Here is an 18,073-nt window from a genome sequence, read left to right on the forward strand (position 1 = left end):
GCGGCGGAGGCGTACGGCAGCCGGGGCGACACGTACGGGAAGCGGGAGGCCGAGACGAACGGGAAGAGGGCGGTCGACACGCGGGCCGAGACGTACGGAAAGGGCGCGGTGGACGCGCCCAGCACGCTCGCCGCCCGTGACCTGCGACTCGGCTACGACCAGCGGCCCGTGGTCACCGGCATCACCGCCGACATCCCCGCCGGGCGGGTGACGATGATCGTCGGCCCCAACGCCTGCGGCAAGTCCACCCTGCTGCGCGGCCTCGCCCGGCTGCTCGCTCCGACCTCGGGCGAGGTCCTGCTCGACGGACAGGACATCCACCGCCTGCCCACCCGTCAGGTCGCCGCCCGGCTCGGCATCCTTCCGCAGACCCCGGTCGCGCCGGACGGCATCCGCGTCATCGACCTGGTCGGGCGCGGACGCTACCCGCACCAGGGCTGGTTCCGGCGCTGGACGGCCACCGACGACGAGGCCGTCGCCGAGGCCCTGACCGCCACCGACACCCTCGACCTGGCCGAGCGCTCGGTGGACGAACTGTCCGGCGGCCAGCGGCAGCGCGTGTGGATCGCCGTCGCCCTCGCCCAGCGCACGGGCGTCCTGCTCCTCGACGAGCCGACCACGTATCTCGACCTCCCCCACCAGGTCGAGGTCCTCGACCTGGTCACCGACCTCAACCGGCAGCGCGGCGCCACCGTCGTCACGGTCCTCCACGACCTCAACCTCGCCTGCCGGTACGGCGATCACCTCATCGCGATGAAGGACGGCCGGATCGCCGCCGAGGGCCCGCCCTCGGAGGTCGTCACCGAGGACACCGTCCGCGACATCTTCGGCATGGAGTGCCGCATCGTCACCGACGAGGTCTCGCGGACCCCGCTGATCCTCCCGATCGGCCGCCACCGCGTACACCGGCCGACCGCGACCGACTGACAGCTACCGGCTGACGTACGCGGGCCGGAGCTTCTGCCGGGACGGACCTTCTAGCGGCGGGGCGCGGCGGTCGGCGTACGGGCGGGCGCCACGGGGATGACCGGCGGTACGGGTGACAGCCGCGCCGCGGGCGGGAGCGGCGCGTGCTGCGGGGACGCCCGGAACGCCTGGATCGCGAAGGCGGCGAAGCGCCGGGAGGCCGCGACGCGGGCCGCGGGTGACGGCGCGTGGATGCCGCTGTTGGCCATGAGGACGAGGATCAGGTCGTCCAGCACGAAGTCGGGGCGCAGGCGGCCGGTGGACTTGGCGCGGGCGGCCAGTTCCGCGACCGCCTTCAGCGCGTACTCGCGGCCCGCGTCGAAGTCGACGGCGTGCGGGAACGTCGACATGAAGGCCGCGGTGAAGCCGCGGTCGCGGGCGTGCAGCTCGCAGATCCTCTCGATCACCAGGCAGAGGCCGCGCCAGGGATCCGGGTCGGCGAGCCCTTCGTCCACGATGTCGTGGCAGGCCCGCAACTGACCGGTGAACGCCTCGGTGACCAGCGTCTCCTTGGTCGGGAAGCGGCGGTAGAGGGTGGCGGGGCCGACTCCGGCGCGCCGGGCGATCTCCCGCATCGGCACGTTCAGCCCCTCGGTCGCGAACACCTCGCGGGCCGCTTCGAGGATGCGCTCGCGGTTGTCGAGGGCGTCGGAGCGCAGGGTGTGAGGCAATCCGTCGGTCACGCTCTCACTTTAGCCAAACGGACGGCGGCGTCCGTTACCGTCCGAAGCACCAGGTCCGCGGGCCGCCGGGTTCCGGACGGGCGCGGACCACGAGGGCCGGGACCGGCCGTGGACCAGCGCAGGGAGCAGACGGTGAAGGCAGTCGCGATCGAGACGTTCGGCGGCCCCGAGGGCATGGCGGTCGTCGACCTCCCCGCCCCGGCGCCCGCCGCCGGGCAGGTGCTCATCGGCGTCGAGGCAAGCGGTGTCGGCGGCGTGGACGCCGTGATCCGCAGGGGCACGCTGGCCTCGTACGGCTTCAAGGAGGGGCACATCCTCGGCAGCGAGGCGGCCGGTACGGTGACCGCGGTCGGCGACGGCGTCGACACGTCGTGGATCGGGCGGCGCGTGTGGGCGTTCACCGGGCTCAGCGGCGGTTACGCCGAGCAGGCGGCCGTCCCGGTCGAGGCGGTCCTCGCGCTGCCCGACGGGCTGTCGGCGGTGGACGCGGTGACGCTCGGCAACTCGGGCGCGGTGGCCCATTTCGCGCTGGCCCACGCCCGCTTCGCCCCCGGCGAGTCGGTGCTGGTGCGCGGCGCGGCGGGCAGCATCGGGATCATGACGGTCCATCTGGCGTCCCGCGCGGGCGCCGCCGCGGTGGCGGTCACGACATCGTCGGCCGCGCGGGGCGAGCGGCTGCGCGCACTCGGCGCGACGCGTGTGCTGGACCGCTCGGGCGACACCATGGGCAGCGGTTCCGGTGCCGACGACACTTCCGACGACGCTCCCGGGGGATACGACGTCATCATCGACATCGTCGCGGGCGCGGACCTGCCGTCCTTCTTCGGCCGGCTCCGGCCGAACGGCCGCATGGTGACCGTGGGCGTGGTCGGCGGGCCGCCGCCCGCCGACTTCGGCATGGCGATGATCGCGGCCTTCCAGAAGTCCCTGTCGTTCGCCACCTTCAGCACCGACACCGTGGCCGCGGCGGATCTGACCGCCGTGCGTACCACGCAGTTCGCCGCCGCGAGCCGCGGCGAGCTGCCTCTCGCGGTGCACGAGGTGCTGCCGCTGGAGCAGGCCGCGCTGGCGCACCGGAAGATGGACGCGGGCGAGGTGTTCGGCCGGATCGTCCTGACGCCGTAACCCGAACCGCCGTCCGGAGCTGGGCAGTCGCTCGCGGCGCGGGCTCCCCAGGCCGCCCGTCCCGTTACGCGCTCATCGGTTGATGCGCTGATCCGCCCAACCGGGCGTGGGAGAGCCGGTTCCGCGCCGCCGCCGTGGCCAGTGGCAGGATCTCCTCATGCAGCATATTTCGTTCGCTCTGCCGCTTTTCGATCCCGGTGCGGGCCAAGGGGCCAGGCAGTTCGCCGAGTTGGGCCTCGCCCTGCTGCTGTCCACCCTGATCGGCGCCGAGCGCGCCACGCAGCAGAAGAGCGCGGGACTGCGCACCCACACCCTCGTCGGTGTCGGCAGCGCGCTGTTCATGGAGGTGTCCCAGCACGGGTTCAACGCCGTGCTGGGCTTGCAGGCCGTCTCGTTCGACCCGTCGCGGGTGGCCGCCCAGATCGTCTCGGGCATCGGCTTCATCGGCGGCGGCCTGATCTTCGTACGGCGTGACGCCGTCCGCGGCCTCACCACCGCGGCGACGGTCTGGCTCACCTGCGCGGTCGGCATGGCCTGCGGCGGCGGTCTCCCGCTGCTGGCCATAGGAGTCACCCTCGCGCACTTCCTGGTCGTCCAGGGCTACCCGTGGCTCACCCGCCGGGTCCCGGTCCTCGCCACCCCCGAGCGCACCCGCATCCACCTCGCGTACCGGATCGGCACCGGCGTCCTCACCCGCGTCCTCGAATACACCGCCACCCAGGGCTTCCGCGTCGTCCAGGTCCGCGTCGACCGCGCCGCCCAGCACCCCGACGACGAGAACTGGCACCCCACCGAGGGCGGCACCGCCCTGGTCGCGGTCGACGTCGAGGGCACCGGCAGCCCCGAACACCTGGTCGCGGGCCTGTCCGAGTTCGAGGAGCTGCTGAGCGTCTCGTCGGTGGCCGACGAATCCGACGACTGACCGGGGACGCGCCCTCGTCCCTGCCCCGACAGCGTGGTGCCCGGCGCCCGTGGACGGCGCCGCCGGGCCGAGTCCCCGAGCTGAGCCATGGGGCCCACGTCGCTGGCCCGCACCGCCGCCCTCGTCACTGGCCGCGCCACTGACCTGCGTCGTTGACAATAGGCAGGCAGATACCTGCATAATGGAGAGGTGAGCCCAGAACCGAGCGAGATGGACCCGGTCTTCAAAGCACTGGCCGACCCGACCAGGCGACTCCTGCTGGACCGGCTGCGGGAACAGAACGGTCAGACGCTGCGTGAGCTGTGCGAGCGTCTCGGCATGGCCCGCCAGTCGGTGACGCAGCATCTCGACCTGCTCGGGCAGGCCAATCTCGTGACCGTGGTGCGCCGTGGGCGGGAGCGGCTGCATTACCTGAATCCGGCGCCCATCCACGACATCGAGGAACGCTGGATCTCGGGGTTCGACAAGCCCCGGCTGCGGGCCCTGAGCGCCATCAAGAACCTGGCAGAGGAGAACGCCATGACCGACGAATCCGTATCCGTACCGACCTATGTCTACGTCACCTACATCCGGGCGACGCCCGAGCAGGTGTGGCGTGCACTCACCGACGCCGATCTGACCGCGCGGTACTGGGGACACGCCAACGTCTCGGACTGGCGGCCGGGCTCGGCCTGGGAGCACCGCCGCGCCGACGGCTCGGGCGCCGTGGACGCCGTCGGCCAGGTGCGGGAGGCCGAGCCGCCCACGCGCCTGGTCCTCACCTTCGAGGACTCCGTCGGCAAGGAGCCGCCGCGCGAGCCGTCGGAGGTCACCTTCCTCGTCGAGCCGCACCAGGACATCGTGCGGCTGACCGTGACCCACGAGAAGCTGGCCAATACGGACATGTTCAACGGCATCTCGCGGGGCTGGCCCGCCGTGCTGGCCAACCTCAAGTCGCTGCTCGAAACCGGTGAGGTGCTGCCGCAGGCGCCCTGGGAGATGTCCCCCACCGCCCGCGCCTGAGCACACCGGGCGCGGGGCCTCGGGCCCCGGCGGGAAAGGGCCGGTCGCGAGGGCGGCGCGGGACCGGTCAGGAATGGAGAAGCGAATCCCGGCGCCCGCCCGTAGCGTGAATCGCATGGACGCCGAGCCCCCGAACGTCAGGGGACCTCGGCACGGAAACACCGGGTCCATGCGGCCCGCGACCACAGGAGCGATCATGACCGGCACCACCACCCAGGGCATCAAGACCGTGCTGCACCCCGTGTCCGACCTGCCGAAGGCGAAGGCGGTGTACGCGGCGCTGCTCGGCATCGAGCCGCAGACCGACGAGTCGTACTACGTGGGCTTCGAGACCGGGGACCAGCACATCGGGCTGGTGCCGGGCGGCGGCCCGCAGGGTCTGACGTCCCCGGTGGTGTACTGGGAGGTGTCGGACATCGAGGCGAAGCTGGCCGAGCTGACCGCCGCGGGCGCCACCGTGAAGGACGCGGCGTCGGACGTGGGCGGCGGCCGGCTGGTGGCCACCGTCACCGACCCCGACGGCAATGTCCTCGGTATCCTCCAGGACCGATGACCGCCGACCCGCGCGAGTCCGGCCACGCGCCGGGTGACGACGCCCGCCGGTCGACCTGACGTCATGGAGAAACGATGAGCACGGCGAAGAAGACGGCCAGGCCGACAGCCGCGGCAACCACCAAGACCGCCAGGACCGCCAGGACCGCCAAAACCGCCAAGCCGGCCAGGACCGCCGCACCCGTCGGCGCGGACGAGACCGCGGAAAGCGCCGGGACGACCCGGGCGTCCGCGGTGCGTCCGGCCGACAGCCACGACCTGATCCGTGTGCACGGCGCGCGGGTGAACAATCTGAAAGACGTCAGCATCGAGATCCCCAAGCGCCGTCTGACGGTGTTCACGGGGGTCTCCGGTTCCGGCAAGAGCTCGCTGGTGTTCAGCACGATCGCCGCCGAGTCGCAGCGGCTGATCAATGAGACCTACAGCGCCTTCGTGCAGGGCTTCATGCCGACCACGGCACGCCCCGACGTCGACGTGCTGGACGGGCTGACCACGGTGATCACCGTCGACCAGCAGCGGATGGGCGCCGACCCGCGGTCTACGGTCGGCACCGCCACCGACGCGAACGCGATGCTGCGGATCCTCTTCAGCCGCCTCGGCAAGCCCCACATCGGCCCGCCCGGCGCGTACGCGTTCAACGTCCCCTCGGTCAGCGCGAGCGGCGCGATCACCGTGGAGCGCGGCTCGAAGACGGCGGTGAAGGCGACCTTCCACCGGACCGGCGGCATGTGCACGCGCTGCGAGGGCCGGGGCACGGTCTCCGACATCGACCTCGCACAGCTCTACGACGACACGAAGTCGCTCTCCGAAGGCGCCATCACCATCCCCGGCTACGGCTCGGACGGCTGGAACATGCGGCTGTACAAGGAGTCCGGCTTCGTCGACCCGGACAAGCCGATCCGCAAGTACACCAAGAGGGAGCTGCACGACTTCCTGCACCGCGAGCCGACCCGTATGAAGATCGCGGGCATCAACATGACGTACGAGGGGCTGATCCCCCGGATCCAGAAGTCGATGCTCTCCAAGGACAAGGAGGCGATGCAGCCGCACATCCGGGCGTTCGTGGAGCGGGCGGTCGCCTTCGCCACCTGCCCCGAGTGCGACGGCACCCGGCTCAGCGAGGGCGCCAGGTCCTCGAAGATCAAGCGGATCAGCATCGCCGACGCCTGCGCGATGCAGATCAGTGACCTGGCCGAGTGGGTCCGCGAGCTGAAGGAGCCCTCGGTCGCCCCGCTGCTGACCGCGCTGCTCCAGACCCTCGACTCGTTCGTGGAGATCGGCCTCGGCTATCTCGCGCTCGACCGGCCCGCGGGCACGCTGTCCGGCGGCGAGGCGCAGCGCGTGAAGATGATCCGGCACCTCGGGTCGGCGCTCACCGACATCACGTACGTCTTCGACGAGCCGACCGCCGGTCTGCACCCGCACGACATCCAGCGGATGAACGACCTGCTGCTGCGGCTGCGGGACAAGGGCAACACGGTGCTCGTCGTGGAGCACAAGCCGGAGACGATCGCCATCGCCGACCATGTGGTCGACCTGGGGCCCGGCGCCGGTACGGCGGGCGGCGCGGTCTGCTTCGAGGGCGGCCTCGACGGGCTGCGGACCAGCGGCACCCTCACCGGGCGGCACTACGACGACCGGTCCTCGCTCAAGAAGACGGTCCGCGAACCGGTCGGCGCGCTGGAGATCCGCGGCGCGACCACGAACAATCTGCGCGGTGTCGACGTCGATGTCCCCCTCGGCGTGCTGGTCGTCGTGACCGGTGTCGCGGGCTCCGGCAAGAGCTCGCTCATCCACGGCTCGCTGGTCAAGGGCGCGCAGGTCAAGGGCGCCGACGGTACGGCGGTGGTGTCGATCGACCAGGGCGCGATCCGCGGCTCGCGGCGCTCCAACCCGGCGACGTACACCGGGCTGCTCGACCCGATCCGCAAGGCGTTCGCGAAGGCCAACGGGGTGAAGCCCGCGCTGTTCAGCGCCAACTCCGAGGGCGCGTGCCCGACGTGCAACGGCGCGGGCGTCGTCTACACCGACCTGGGGATGATGGCCGGGGTCGCGACCACGTGCGAGGAGTGCGAGGGGAAGCGGTTCGAGGCGTCGGTGCTCGACTACCGCTTCGGCGGGCGCGACATCAGCGAGGTGCTGGCGATGTCGGTGGCCGAGGCCGAGGAGTTCTTCGGCGGCGGCGAGGCGCACACCCCCGCGGCGCACGCCGTCCTGCGGCGCCTGGCCGATGTGGGCCTGGGCTATCTGGGCATCGGCCAGCCGCTCACCACGCTGTCCGGTGGCGAGCGGCAGCGGCTGAAGCTGGCCACGCACATGTCGGACAAGGGCGGTGTGTATGTGCTGGACGAGCCGACCACCGGCCTGCACCTCGCCGATGTGGAGCAACTGCTGGGCCTGCTGGACCGGTTGGTCGATTCCGGCAAGTCCGTCGTCGTCATCGAGCACCATCAGGCGGTGATGGCGCACGCCGACTGGATCATCGACCTGGGCCCCGGCGCGGGTCACCACGGCGGCCGGGTCGTCTTCGAGGGCACCCCCGCCGACCTGGTCGCGGACGCCTCGACCCTCACCGGGGAACACCTCGCGGCGTACGTCGGCGCCTGACGTACCCGTCGCGGACGCCCGACCTTGCGGTGCGCTCTCGCCAACGACGGCCAGGCGCACCGCGGCTGGCCGAGGACATCCTCAACACCCGCGACCGAGGCCCGACTCAGCGCCCTTCGCCGGAGCCCGGCTCGACCCCCTGGAACCGAGCCCGGCACAACACCCTTGCCCGCAGCGCGGCTCAGCGCCCTTCGCCGGAGAAGGTCTCGCCGAGGATGTCGAAGGCCGAGCCCAGCAGGGCCGGCAGATCCGCGTCCTCGTCCTTGAGCCACTGCTCGTAGGCCGACAGCGAGGCGGCCAGCGCCGCCCAGGCGATCACCTGCGGCCGCATGTCGTCCTCGTCCACCCCGAGCCTGCGGGCGGCGTACTCGGCGATGGCCTGCCGCCAGGTGGCGTACCGCAGCGTGGAGTGCGCGACCAGCGTCGGCACGTTCAGCAGCAGGGACATCCGCAGCCGGTGGTCCTGGACGACGCTGGCCGGGAAGCGGTTGAACTCCACGATGGCGCCGCGCAGCGCCTCGGCCAGCGCCATGTCCGGCGGGGTGCGCTGGAGGTAGCGGCGCATCCGTTCCACCAGGGCGTCGAAGTCACCCCAGGGCACGTCGTTCTTGGACGGGAAGTAGCGGAAGAACGTCCGGCGGCCGATGCCGCAGGCGGCGGCGATGTCGTCCACCGTCGTCTCGGCGAAGCCGCGCTCGGCGAACAGCTCCAGCGCCACATGGCTCAGCTCGTCCACCGTCGTGGAGGGCTGACGCCCCATGCGAGTGCTGGTCGACGGCGGTTTCGGAGCGTCGGCTGGGGACCTCACGGATTTTCCTTCTTCCATTTGGCACCGGGTGCCATTAGTCTGAACATTATTGAAGGCACGGCGGACGACAACAACCCCGCCTGCGACCATCGCCCGACTGAGGAGCCATGGTATGGAAGAGCTTCAGCTCAAGGAGCCCGGCGAGCCGCGTGCCGCCGACGAGGATGTCACCGCGGATTCCGTGATCGAGGCCGACGACCTGGTCGAAGAGGTCTCGATCGACGGCATGTGCGGCGTCTACTGAGCCGCCCCGCCATGAGCGGCACGGACCGTCCGGTGAACGCCCCGGACCCGGCGCCCGGCATGGATCTCGACCGCCCCTGGGATCTGCACCCGCAGGTCTCGGTCCGGCCGGAACCGTTCGGCGCCCTGCTGTACCACTTCGGAACGCGCAAACTCTCGTTCCTCAAGGACCGGCGACTGCTGTCGGTCGTCCAGTCCCTCAAGGACTCCCCCACGGCACGGGCCGCCTGCTCGGTGGCCGGGGTCACCGAAGCCGACGTGCCGCGGTACGGCCGCGCCCTCGCGACCCTCGCCAGGTCGTCGATGGTGGTGGAAAGGACCCCGTGAGCCCCATGACCACGACGACCACGGATGCCCCCGCCCGCGCTCCCGGCGCCGAACGGCTGGTGGACCTGTTCGAGTACGGACTCGACGCGCCCATCTGCCTGACCTGGGAGCTGACCTACGCCTGCAATCTGTCCTGCACGCACTGCCTGTCCAGCTCCGGCCGCCGCGATCCGCGCGAACTCACCACGGCCGAGGCCGAGGCGGTGATCGACGAGCTGGAACGCATGCAGGTCTTCTACGTCAACATCGGCGGCGGCGAGCCCACGGTCCGCCCCGACTTCTGGGAGTTGGTCGATTACGCCACCGCCCACCACGTGGGCGTGAAGTTCTCCACCAACGGCGTCCGGATCACCCCGGAGGTCGCGGCCCGGCTGGCCGAGAACTCCTACGTCGACGTGCAGATCTCCCTCGACGGCGCGACCGCCGAGGTCAACGACGCGGTCCGCGGCCCCGGTTCGTACGACACCGCGCTGCGCGCCATGGCGAATCTGTCCGCCGCCGGGATGAGGAACTTCAAGCTGTCCGTGGTGTGCACCCGGCACAACATCCCCCAGATGGACGAGTTCAAGGCCATCGCCGACCGGTACGGGGCCCAGCTCCGGCTGACCCGGCTGCGCCCGTCCGGGCGCGGCGCCGACGTCTGGGACGAGCTGCACCCGACGCGTGACCAGCAGCGCGAGCTGTACGACTGGCTGGTGGCGCACGGCGACAGCGTGCTGACCGGTGACTCCTTCTTCCACCTGTCCGCCTACGGGCAGGCGCTGCCCGGCCTGAATCTGTGCGGCGCCGGACGCGTGGTGTGCCTGATCGACCCGGTCGGGGACGTCTACGCCTGCCCGTTCGCGATCCACGAGGAGTTCCTGGCCGGGAACATCCGGCAGCCCGGCGGCTTCACCGGCGTATGGCGCGAGTCCGAGCTGTTCCGCGGCCTGCGCGAGCCCCAGTCGGGCGGCGCCTGCGCCTCCTGCCAGTTCTTCGACACCTGCAAGGGCGGGTGCATGGCGGCCAAGTTCTTCACCGGCCTGCCGCTGGACGGGCCGGACCCGGAGTGCGTGCAGGGCTACGGCGAGGAACTGCTCGCGAACCGTACGCAGCACACACCCGTCCCGAAGTCGTCCGTCGACCACTCACACCGTACTTCCCCCGCACCGCGCCGGGGACCGGTCCCGCTGACCCTCACCCGTCGTGAGGATCTGGACCGGCCGCCCGTGAGCGACTGCGCGGAGGATCCGCTCGCCGGCTTCCGTCCGGTCTGAGCACTCCGGGACCGCCCCACCGGCCCGGCCGCCGGCTCCGGTCACGGAGCCCGGCCACCGTATCGATTGCGCACACCTCGGGGACATCACTCACAGTAATCAACCCGTAACGAAAGGTGCACGCAATGGGGCGTGTAGAAGGAAAGGTCGCATTCATCACCGGAGCCGCGCGCGGTCAGGGCCGCAGCCACGCGGTGCGGCTGGCGCAGGAGGGCGCGGACATCATCGCGGTGGACATCTGCGAGGACGTGCCGAGCGCCGGTTACCCGGGCGCCACCGACGAGGACCTGGCCGAGACCGTACGGCAGGTGGAGAAGCTGGACCGCCGGATCGTGGCCACGAAGGCGGACGTCCGTGACTTCGGGGCGCTGAAGGCCGCCGTGGACGACGGTGTGGCGCAGCTCGGACGGCTCGACATCGTCGCGGCGAACGCCGGGATCGGCGTCATACCCGACACCCTCGACGTACTGGACGCCCAGCGCTGGCGCGATGTCATCGACATCAATCTGACGGGCGTGTGGAAGACCGCGAAGGCGGCGATCCCGCACCTCAAGGCGGGCGGGCGCGGCGGCTCGATCATCCTGACCAGCTCGGAGGCGGGCCTGCGCGCGTATCCGCACGCGGGTCACTACGTGGCCGCCAAGCACGGCGTCGTCGGCCTGATGCGCACGCTCGCGCTGGAGCTGGCCCCGGACAGCATCCGGGTCAACAGCATCCATCCGACCCAGGTCGACACGGCCATGATCCAGAACGAGATGACCTACAAGCTGTTCCGTCCCGACCTGGAGCACCCGACCGCGGAGGACTTCGCCGAGGTCTCGCGGTCGGTCATCGCGCTGCCCATCCCGTGGGTGGAGCCGGTGGACATCTCCAACGCCCTGCTGTGGCTGGCCTCGGACGAGGGCCGGTACGTCACCGGGGTCACCCTGCCCGTCGACGGCGGCAACTTCCTCAAGTAGGGCCGCGAGCCAGGCGGTTCGCGGCAGAACGCGACACGGCTCACGGGGATCAGCGGGGGTTCACGGGGGTTCGCAGAACGACAGCGTCATCGAAAGAGAAAGAGGTGAGCACGCGATGGGGCGTGTAGAGGGAAAGGTCGCACTCGTCACCGGGGCCGCCCGTGGTCAGGGCCGCAGCCACGCGATACGCCTGGCGCAGGAGGGCGCGGACATCATCGCCGTCGACGTCGTGTCGCAGATCGACTCGGTGCCGTACCCGATGGCGACGCCCGACGACCTCGCGGAGACCGTACGCGAGGTGGAGAAGCTGGACCGGCGGATCGTCGCCGCACAGGCGGACGTCCGTGACTTCGAGGCGCTGAAGGCAGCCGTGGACGCCGGGGTCGCGCAGCTCGGACGGCTGGACATCGTCTCGGCGAACGCGGGCATCTTCAGCTTCGGCACCATGTCGGAGCTGGACGAGCAGGTGTTCCAGGACATGATCGACGTCAATCTCACCGGTGTGTGGCACACCGCGAAGGCGGCGATCCCGCACATCAAGGCGGGTGGCAACGGCGGTTCGATCGTGCTGACCAGCTCGACGGCCGGGCTGATGGCGATGGAGAACATCGGGCACTACGTCGCCGCCAAGCACGGTGTCGTCGGCCTGATGCGCACGCTGGCGCTGGAGTTGGCCCCGGACAGCATCCGGGTCAACAGCGTGCACCCCACGTCGGTCGACACCCCGATGATCCAGAATTCGGCGACGTACGAGCTGTTCGCGTCCGACCTGCCGGTGGCCGAGCGGACCAAGGAGAATCTCGGCCCGCGCTTCGGTTCGATGAACGCGCTGCCGATCCCGTGGGTCGAGCCGGTCGACATCTCCAACGCGGTGCTGTGGCTGGCCTCGGACGAGGCGCGGTACGTCACCGGCGTCACCCTGCCGATCGACGCGGGCCAGACGGCCAAGTAGCGGGTCTGTCAGCCACGTCGAGCGTAGGGAGCGCGAACGATGACCACACTGCGGACGGTACGGGACGCCGGGGCCGGCTCCGGCGTCGCGGCGGCCGGGGAGCGGATCGCCTCGCGCATCGTCGGCCGCGAGCGCGAGCTGGAACTCGCGCTCGCGACCGTCGGCGCCGGGCGGGATCTCGTCCTGGAGGGCCCGCCCGGCACCAGCAAGACCACCATGCTCAAGGCGATCACCGAGGAGTGGGGCATCCCGCTGGTGTTCGTGGAGGGCAACGCCGATCTGACCCCGGCCAAGCTGGTCGGGCACCACAATCCCGCGCGGGTGCTGCGGGAGGACTACAGCGCCGACAACTTCGTGGCGGGGCCGCTGGTCCAGGCGATGCGCACCGGCGGGTTCCTCTACATCGAGGAGTTCAACCGCGCCCCCGAGGACACCCTCAACACCCTGCTGTCGGCGATGGCCGACCGCGCGGTCGAGGTGCCCAGGGTCGGCCTGGTCACCGCCGAGCCGTCGTTCCGGGTCATCGCCTCGATGAACCCCAGTGACGACATCGGCACCACCCGGCTCTCGGCGGGCGTCAGCGACCGGCTCAACCGGATCGTGGTCGGGTACCAGGACGCCGCCGCGGAGGAGGACATCGTCAGGCTGCGCGCCGCGCTGTCCGGTCCGCTCGCGGACCGGATCGTGCCCGACGCCGTCGCGGTGACCCGGGCCACCCGCGCGCACCCGGATCTGCGTCAGGGCAGCAGCGTGCGGGGCGCGATCGACTGCGCGCTGGTCGCCGACGGCCTGATGACGATGCGCGGCCTGAGCGGACCGGACGACGACCGCTACCCGGAGAGCTTCTACGACGCGATGACGGTCTCGCTGTCCGGCCGGATCCGGCTGGACGACGCGGCGGAGACCACCGCGGAGCGCGTCCTGCGGGAGATCTGGGAGGACCGCTTCGTGCTGGATCCGGCGCGGGCGGAGCCCGGATGAAGAGCGGTGGAGGCCGACTCGCCCGTACGGCGGCGCGAACGGGCGTCCACGGACCGGTCGCGGCGACCGCTGCGCCGTATCCCCAAGACACTCGACGAGGAGCCGAAGGTGTTCGAAGCGGTGGCGGGCACGGGAGGCACGGTGCTGCGCGCCCGCTCGCGCGGCGCCGGTCCCGCGCGCCCGCGGCCGACCCGCTCGGCGGCCGACTTCACCGACGAGCGGGGGGCGCTGCTCAGCGGCTCGGACGACACCGAGCCGGTGGACCCCGCGGTGCGGGCGCGGGCCCGCGAGATCGCCGCGCGGCTGTCCCTGCCGAAGCCGAAGCGGGCGCGCGGCGGACGGCCGGCCGCTTCGGGGCGGCTGGCCAGCCTCCCGTACCGGCAGCGGGGCAGCGACATCGACCTGGATCCGACGCTGGAGCGGCTAGCGGAGCGGCCGGTCCCCGACGACGAGGACGTCTTCGTCTTCGAGCGGGTCCGCGCGCCCCGCTCCGTCGTGCTCGCGGTGGACCTGTCGGGGTCGATGAAGGGCGAGCGGGTACGTACCGCGGCGGCGACCGTGGGCGCGCTCGCGGCCGAGCTGGAGTCCGAGGCGCTGGCCGTCGTCGCCTTCTGGTCGGACGCGGCGGTGCTGCTCGAACTGGGCGACCCGGTCAGGCCGATGGAGCTGCTGGACGCGATGCTGCGCATCCCGGCCAGGGGCCTGACCAATGTGGCCTTCCCGCTCGAACTCGCCGCCGCCCGGCTGGCGTCGGTGCCGCGGCGCGGCGCGCGGGTGCTGCTGCTGTCGGACTGCGTCCACAACGCGGGGCCGGACCCGCGCCCGGCGGCGGCCCGGCTGCCGCGGCTGGACGTGCTGCTCGACACGAGCGGTGAGAAGGACGTCGAATTGGGCGCGGAACTGGCCAGGGCCGGGCACGGCACCTTTCACCGCATCCGCACCCACCACGACATCGCACCGGCTCTCAGGGAGGTCTTCCGCACATGAACGGCGCGTGGAGGCACGTTCGCCCGGGGCACGTGAGGAGCGGCTGACCCGCGCCTCAGCGGCGCACGGGCGGCACCTGACGCTCACGGACATGGACCGGCCCCGAAGGACCGGCTCCGAGACGAAGAGGAACACGCAATGAGCAGGAATCCCTGGTTCGAGACCGTCGCCGAGGCGCAGCGCCGGGCAAAGAAGCAACTACCGAGTTCGGTCTACGGAGCCCTGGTCGCGGGCTCGGAGCGCGGCCGGACCATCGATGACAACATCGAGGCGTTCGCCGAACTGGGCTTCGCGCCGCGGGTGGTGGGCCATCACGCCGAGCGCGACCTGTCGACGACGGTGCTGGGGATCCCGACGTCGATGCCCGTGGTGATCTCGCCGACCGGTGTGCAGGCCGTGCACCCGGACGGCGAGGTGGCCGTCGCGCGGGCCGCCGCGAACCGGGGCGTGATCATGGGGCTCAGCTCCTTCGCCAGCAAGCCGGTCGAGGAGGTCGCCGAGGCGAACGAGAACACCTTCTTCCAGATGTACTGGACCGGCACCCGCGAGTCGATGGTGCAGCGGATGGACCGGGCCAGGGCCGCCGGGGCCAAGGCGCTGATCTCCACGCTCGACTGGTCCTTCTCCAACGGGCGCGACTGGGGCAGTCCTTCGATCCCGGAGAAGCTGGACTTCAAGACGATGCTGAAGTTCGCGCCGAACGTGGCGCCGCACCCGGCCTGGCTGATGCGGTTCCTCAAATCCCGTCGGCTCCCCGACCTCACCGCGCCCAACCTCCGCCCGCCGGGCGGCGCGGCGCCCACCTTCTTCGGCGCCTACTACGAGTGGATGCAGACGGCGCCGCCCACCTGGGACGACGTGAAGTGGCTGCGCGAGGAGTGGGGCGGCCCGTTCCTGCTCAAGGGCGTGACGCGGGTGGACGACGCCAAGCGCGCGGTCGACGCCGGGGTCAGCGGGATCTCGGTGTCCAACCACGGCGGCAACAACCTGGACACGACACCGGGCACGATACGGATGCTGCCGTCGATCGCCGAGGCGGTGGGCGACCAGATCGAGGTCGTGCTCGACGGCGGCATCCGGCGCGGCGGCGACGTCGCCAAGGCGCTGGCGCTCGGCGCCCGCGCGGTGCTGATCGGCCGCGCCTACCTGTGGGGGCTCGCGGCCAACGGCCAGGCCGGGGTGGAGAACGTCCTGGACATCATGCGCGGCGGCCTGGACTCCGCGGTGCTGGGCCTGGGCCACTCCTCGGTGCACGAGCTGTCCCCCGACGACCTGGTGATCCCCGACGGCTTCACCAGGACACTCGGCGGCGGGCTCGTCGGCCGCGCGGACCGCGCGGGCGCCGCGGAGGCCGCGCCGCGCTCCAAGGACCCGATCCGCTGACATGCCGTCGACACCCGCGAACCGCGCGGGCCCCGGGAGCACGGCAGGACCCGCGGCCCCTTCCGACCTGGCGCACGCCGTCTGGCCGACGGTCCCGTTCGCGCCGCTGGTCCTGGTGCCGCTGGGCTCGACCGAGCAGCACGGGCCGCATCTGCCGCTGGGCACCGACGCCGCCATCGCGCGGGCGGTCGCCGAGCGGGTGGCGGCCGGGGCCCCGCCCGAGTGGCACACCCTGGTCGCGCCGACCATGGCCTACGGTTCGAGCGGCGAGCACGCGGGCTTCGCGGGCACCGTCTCGATCGGCCGCGAGGCCCTGAAGGCGGTCCTCGTGGAGTCCGTGCGGTCGCTGGCGATGTGGGCCGGGCGGATCGTCTTCGTCAACGGGCACGGCGGCAATGTCGCCACGCTCGCCGAGGCGGTCGTCCTGCTGCGCGCCGAGGGCCACCACGTCGCGTGGGTGCCGTGCGTGGCACCCGACGCGGATCCGCACGCCGGACGGTGGGAGACCTCGGTCATGCTCCACCTGGCGCCCGGGGACGTGCGGACCGCGCAGGCCGTCGCCGGGGACACCCGGCCGCTCGCGGACCTCATGCCCGACCTGGTCGCGGGCGGTGTGCTGGCGGTCTCGCCGTCCGGGGTCCTCGGCGACCCGGCGGGGGCGTCCGCCGAAGAAGGAGAGAAGGCGATGACGTACATGGTCACCACGGCCACCCGGCTGATCGCCGAAGGGTCCGCGGACACCCGCGGCCGACTGGTCGACGCCGAACCGGTGGACGGGACGGTGACCGAATGACCGCGGAACCGGCGGGGCGCGCGCCCGAGGGCGACGGCGGTACGGGTGCGCCGGACGGCAAGCGCGGCGCCGGCGCTCCGGACGGCAGGAGCGGTACGGGCGCGCCCGGCGGGACCGCGCGGCTGCCCGGCGGCTTCGTGGTCGCGCTCAACCGCCACACCCGCGTCATCGACGGCGGCCGTGCCCTGCTCGGCGGCTTCCCGACCCGGCTCGTCCGGCTGACCCCCCGCGCCCGCCCGCTGCTGGCCGACGACCGTACGGTGCGCGTCCGGGACGCGGCGAGCGGCGTCCTCGCCGACCGGCTGCTCGACAACGGCATGGCGTACCCGGTCGTTCACGACCTGCCGCAGAATCCCGACCCGCGGCACACCTTCGTCGTGCCCGTCCACGAGCGGGCGGCGCAACTCGACCGGCTGCTCACCAGCATCGGCCCCGGCCAGCGCGTCGTCGTCGTGGACGACGGATCGCGGCACGCCGACGACATCGAGGACACCGCCGTCAAGCACGGCGCCCAACTGGTCGTGCTGGAGCGGAACATGGGCCCAGCCGCGGCCCGCAACGCGGGGCTGCGGCTGGTCCGCACCCCCTATGTGGTCTTCGTGGACTCCGACATCGTGCTGCCCCCGGAGACCGTCCCCGTCCTGCTCCGGCACTTCACCGACCCCAAGGTCGGCATGGCCGTGCCGCGCATCACCGGGCTGCCGACCGCCGCGGCCACCGGCTGGATCGGCCGGTACGAGGCCGCCAGGTCCTCGCTCGACCTCGGCCGGGACCCGGCGGCCGTCCGCCCGGGGACCCCCGTCTCCTGGGCCTCCACCGCGTGCAGCGTGGCGCGGGTGGACGCGATGGCGGACGGCTTCGACGCGGCCATGCGGGTCGGCGAGGACGTCGACCTGTGCTGGCGGCTGATCGAGGACGGCTGGCGCGTACGGTACGAGCCGTCGGTCCGGGCCGAGCACGAGCACCGCGTGCGGTTCACGGACTGGATGCTGCGCAAGGCGGCGTACGGCACGGGAGCGCATCCGCTGGCCGAGCGCCACCCCGAACTCATCGCCCCCGCCGTCCTCGCCCCTTGGGCGGGCGCGCTGTCCCTCGCGCTGCTGGCCCAGCGCCGCTGGTCGCTGCCGGTGGCGGGCGCCGTCTGCGGGGTCACGACCGTACGGATCGCCCGCAAACTCAAGGGCGCCGACCACCCGGTACGGCTGGCCACCCGGCTCACCGCCAACGGCGCGGTCAGCGCCCTGTCCCAGACCGGCGCCCTGCTCACCCGCCACTGGTGGCCGCTGGCCGCCGTCGGCTGCGCGGTCTCCCCCCGGATCCGGCGCGCGGTCGCCGTCGCGTCGGTCGCCGACGTCGCCCTCGAATACCGTCCGGGCGAGGTCGGCCTCGACCCCCTGCGCTACGCCGTCGCCCGCCGCCTGGACGACCTCGCCTACGGCACGGGCGTCTGGCTCTCCGCGCTCAAGGGCCGCTCGACAGCGGCGCTGCGCCCGCGCCTGGGGTCCGGCAAGGGTGCCTCGGGCTGAC

18 protein-coding genes are annotated in these 18,073 nt (G+C 72.1%); 16 read left to right on the forward strand and 2 right to left on the reverse strand.

From position 1 onward, the window contains the following. The first annotated feature begins 108 nt into the window (after positions 1-108). Complete coding sequence (locus tag ACFY9V_RS18290; protein ID WP_355341335.1) at positions 109-927, forward strand: ABC transporter ATP-binding protein; 819 nt, start codon at positions 109-111, stop codon at positions 925-927. A 50-nt stretch (positions 928-977) separates the two neighbouring features. On the opposite strand, the gene ACFY9V_RS18295 is transcribed toward ACFY9V_RS18290, so the two are convergent. Next, entirely contained in the window at positions 978-1,649 is a 672-nt protein-coding gene (locus ACFY9V_RS18295) for a TetR family transcriptional regulator (protein WP_391161916.1), read from the reverse strand. A 132-nt stretch (positions 1,650-1,781) separates the two neighbouring features. Between ACFY9V_RS18295 and ACFY9V_RS18300 the strand changes: the two genes are divergently transcribed. The 5 genes from ACFY9V_RS18300 to ACFY9V_RS18320 all read left to right on the forward strand — a co-directional run bounded on the left by ACFY9V_RS18300 (position 1,782) and on the right by ACFY9V_RS18320 (position 7,857). Next, positions 1,782-2,774, forward strand: coding sequence for a zinc-binding dehydrogenase (locus tag ACFY9V_RS18300; protein ID WP_391161917.1), 993 nt, complete (start codon positions 1,782-1,784; stop codon positions 2,772-2,774). Positions 2,775-2,931: 157 nt separating this feature from the next. Next, a complete protein-coding gene (locus ACFY9V_RS18305) occupies positions 2,932-3,696 on the forward strand; it encodes an MgtC/SapB family protein (protein ID WP_391044968.1) in 765 nt (254 codons plus the stop codon). A 210-nt stretch (positions 3,697-3,906) separates the two neighbouring features. Further along, complete coding sequence (locus tag ACFY9V_RS18310) at positions 3,907-4,698, forward strand: metalloregulator ArsR/SmtB family transcription factor (protein WP_391045634.1); 792 nt, start codon at positions 3,907-3,909, stop codon at positions 4,696-4,698. Between the two features lie 196 nt (positions 4,699-4,894). Further along, complete coding sequence (locus ACFY9V_RS18315; RefSeq protein ID WP_355340944.1) at positions 4,895-5,251, forward strand: VOC family protein; 357 nt, start codon at positions 4,895-4,897, stop codon at positions 5,249-5,251. A gap of 74 nt (positions 5,252-5,325) precedes the next feature. Then, complete coding sequence (locus ACFY9V_RS18320; protein WP_391161918.1) at positions 5,326-7,857, forward strand: ATP-binding cassette domain-containing protein; 2,532 nt, start codon at positions 5,326-5,328, stop codon at positions 7,855-7,857. A gap of 181 nt (positions 7,858-8,038) precedes the next feature. On the opposite strand, the gene mftR is transcribed toward ACFY9V_RS18320, so the two are convergent. Continuing rightward, a complete protein-coding gene (gene mftR / locus ACFY9V_RS18325) occupies positions 8,039-8,617 on the reverse strand; it encodes a mycofactocin system transcriptional regulator (protein WP_355340949.1) in 579 nt (192 codons plus the stop codon). Positions 8,618-8,777: 160 nt separating this feature from the next. Between mftR and mftA the strand changes: the two genes are divergently transcribed. The 10 genes from mftA (at position 8,778) to mftF (ending at position 18,072) form a co-directional block, all read left to right on the forward strand. Then, complete coding sequence (gene mftA / locus ACFY9V_RS18330; RefSeq protein ID WP_188281158.1) at positions 8,778-8,909, forward strand: mycofactocin precursor MftA; 132 nt, start codon at positions 8,778-8,780, stop codon at positions 8,907-8,909. Between the two features lie 11 nt (positions 8,910-8,920). Then, positions 8,921-9,235 carry a mycofactocin biosynthesis chaperone MftB gene (gene mftB / locus ACFY9V_RS18335; protein WP_391161920.1) on the forward strand — a complete coding sequence of 105 codons (315 nt, stop codon included), beginning with the start codon at positions 8,921-8,923 and terminating at the stop codon, positions 9,233-9,235. A gap of 5 nt (positions 9,236-9,240) precedes the next feature. After that, entirely contained in the window at positions 9,241-10,491 is a 1,251-nt protein-coding gene (gene mftC / locus ACFY9V_RS18340) for a mycofactocin radical SAM maturase (protein WP_391161921.1), read from the forward strand. Positions 10,492-10,616: 125 nt separating this feature from the next. Next, the gene (locus tag ACFY9V_RS18345; protein WP_355340958.1) at positions 10,617-11,450 is read left to right on the forward strand and encodes a mycofactocin-coupled SDR family oxidoreductase; all 834 of its coding nucleotides are present in this window, start codon (positions 10,617-10,619) and stop codon (positions 11,448-11,450) included. Positions 11,451-11,565: 115 nt separating this feature from the next. Continuing rightward, positions 11,566-12,402: a mycofactocin-coupled SDR family oxidoreductase gene (locus tag ACFY9V_RS18350; RefSeq protein WP_391161922.1), complete on the forward strand. Its 837-nt coding sequence runs from the start codon at positions 11,566-11,568 to the stop codon at positions 12,400-12,402. Between the two features lie 39 nt (positions 12,403-12,441). After that, complete coding sequence (locus ACFY9V_RS18355) at positions 12,442-13,383, forward strand: AAA family ATPase (protein WP_391044983.1); 942 nt, start codon at positions 12,442-12,444, stop codon at positions 13,381-13,383. Positions 13,384-13,389: 6 nt separating this feature from the next. Beyond that, the gene (locus ACFY9V_RS18360; protein WP_391161923.1) at positions 13,390-14,370 is read left to right on the forward strand and encodes a VWA domain-containing protein; all 981 of its coding nucleotides are present in this window, start codon (positions 13,390-13,392) and stop codon (positions 14,368-14,370) included. Between the two features lie 138 nt (positions 14,371-14,508). Continuing rightward, positions 14,509-15,753 (forward strand): pre-mycofactocin synthase MftD, encoded by a 1,245-nt coding sequence (mftD, locus tag ACFY9V_RS18365; protein WP_391161924.1) that lies wholly within the window; start codon positions 14,509-14,511, stop codon positions 15,751-15,753. 1 nt (position 15,754) lies between these two features. Then, positions 15,755-16,546 (forward strand): mycofactocin biosynthesis peptidyl-dipeptidase MftE, encoded by a 792-nt coding sequence (mftE, locus tag ACFY9V_RS18370; RefSeq protein ID WP_391161925.1) that lies wholly within the window; start codon positions 15,755-15,757, stop codon positions 16,544-16,546. Continuing rightward, a complete protein-coding gene (mftF, locus tag ACFY9V_RS18375; protein WP_391161926.1) occupies positions 16,543-18,072 on the forward strand; it encodes a mycofactocin biosynthesis glycosyltransferase MftF in 1,530 nt (509 codons plus the stop codon). Before mftE ends, mftF begins: the two co-directional genes overlap by 4 nt. The last annotated feature ends 1 nt before the right edge of the window (position 18,073 follow it).

The sequence above is a fragment of the Streptomyces sp. NPDC008317 genome, assembly GCF_042955955.1.
Lineage (GTDB): Bacteria > Actinomycetota > Actinomycetes > Streptomycetales > Streptomycetaceae > Actinacidiphila.

Coding starts and splice junctions, on each gene's coding strand:
- ACFY9V_RS18305 (WP_391044968.1), top strand. CDS start 2,932: ATGCAGCATATTTCGTTCGCTCTGCCGCTTTTCGATCCCGGTGCGGGC.
- ACFY9V_RS18310 (WP_391045634.1), top strand. CDS start 3,907: ATGGACCCGGTCTTCAAAGCACTGGCCGACCCGACCAGGCGACTCCTG.
- ACFY9V_RS18315 (WP_355340944.1), top strand. CDS start 4,895: ATGACCGGCACCACCACCCAGGGCATCAAGACCGTGCTGCACCCCGTG.
- ACFY9V_RS18320 (WP_391161918.1), top strand. CDS start 5,326: ATGAGCACGGCGAAGAAGACGGCCAGGCCGACAGCCGCGGCAACCACC.
- mftR (WP_355340949.1), bottom strand. CDS start 8,617: ATGGGGCGTCAGCCCTCCACGACGGTGGACGAGCTGAGCCATGTGGCG.
- mftA (WP_188281158.1), top strand. CDS start 8,778: ATGGAAGAGCTTCAGCTCAAGGAGCCCGGCGAGCCGCGTGCCGCCGAC.
- mftB (WP_391161920.1), top strand. CDS start 8,921: ATGAGCGGCACGGACCGTCCGGTGAACGCCCCGGACCCGGCGCCCGGC.
- mftC (WP_391161921.1), top strand. CDS start 9,241: ATGACCACGACGACCACGGATGCCCCCGCCCGCGCTCCCGGCGCCGAA.
- ACFY9V_RS18345 (WP_355340958.1), top strand. CDS start 10,617: ATGGGGCGTGTAGAAGGAAAGGTCGCATTCATCACCGGAGCCGCGCGC.
- ACFY9V_RS18350 (WP_391161922.1), top strand. CDS start 11,566: ATGGGGCGTGTAGAGGGAAAGGTCGCACTCGTCACCGGGGCCGCCCGT.
- ACFY9V_RS18355 (WP_391044983.1), top strand. CDS start 12,442: ATGACCACACTGCGGACGGTACGGGACGCCGGGGCCGGCTCCGGCGTC.
- mftD (WP_391161924.1), top strand. CDS start 14,509: ATGAGCAGGAATCCCTGGTTCGAGACCGTCGCCGAGGCGCAGCGCCGG.
- mftE (WP_391161925.1), top strand. CDS start 15,755: ATGCCGTCGACACCCGCGAACCGCGCGGGCCCCGGGAGCACGGCAGGA.
- mftF (WP_391161926.1), top strand. CDS start 16,543: ATGACCGCGGAACCGGCGGGGCGCGCGCCCGAGGGCGACGGCGGTACG.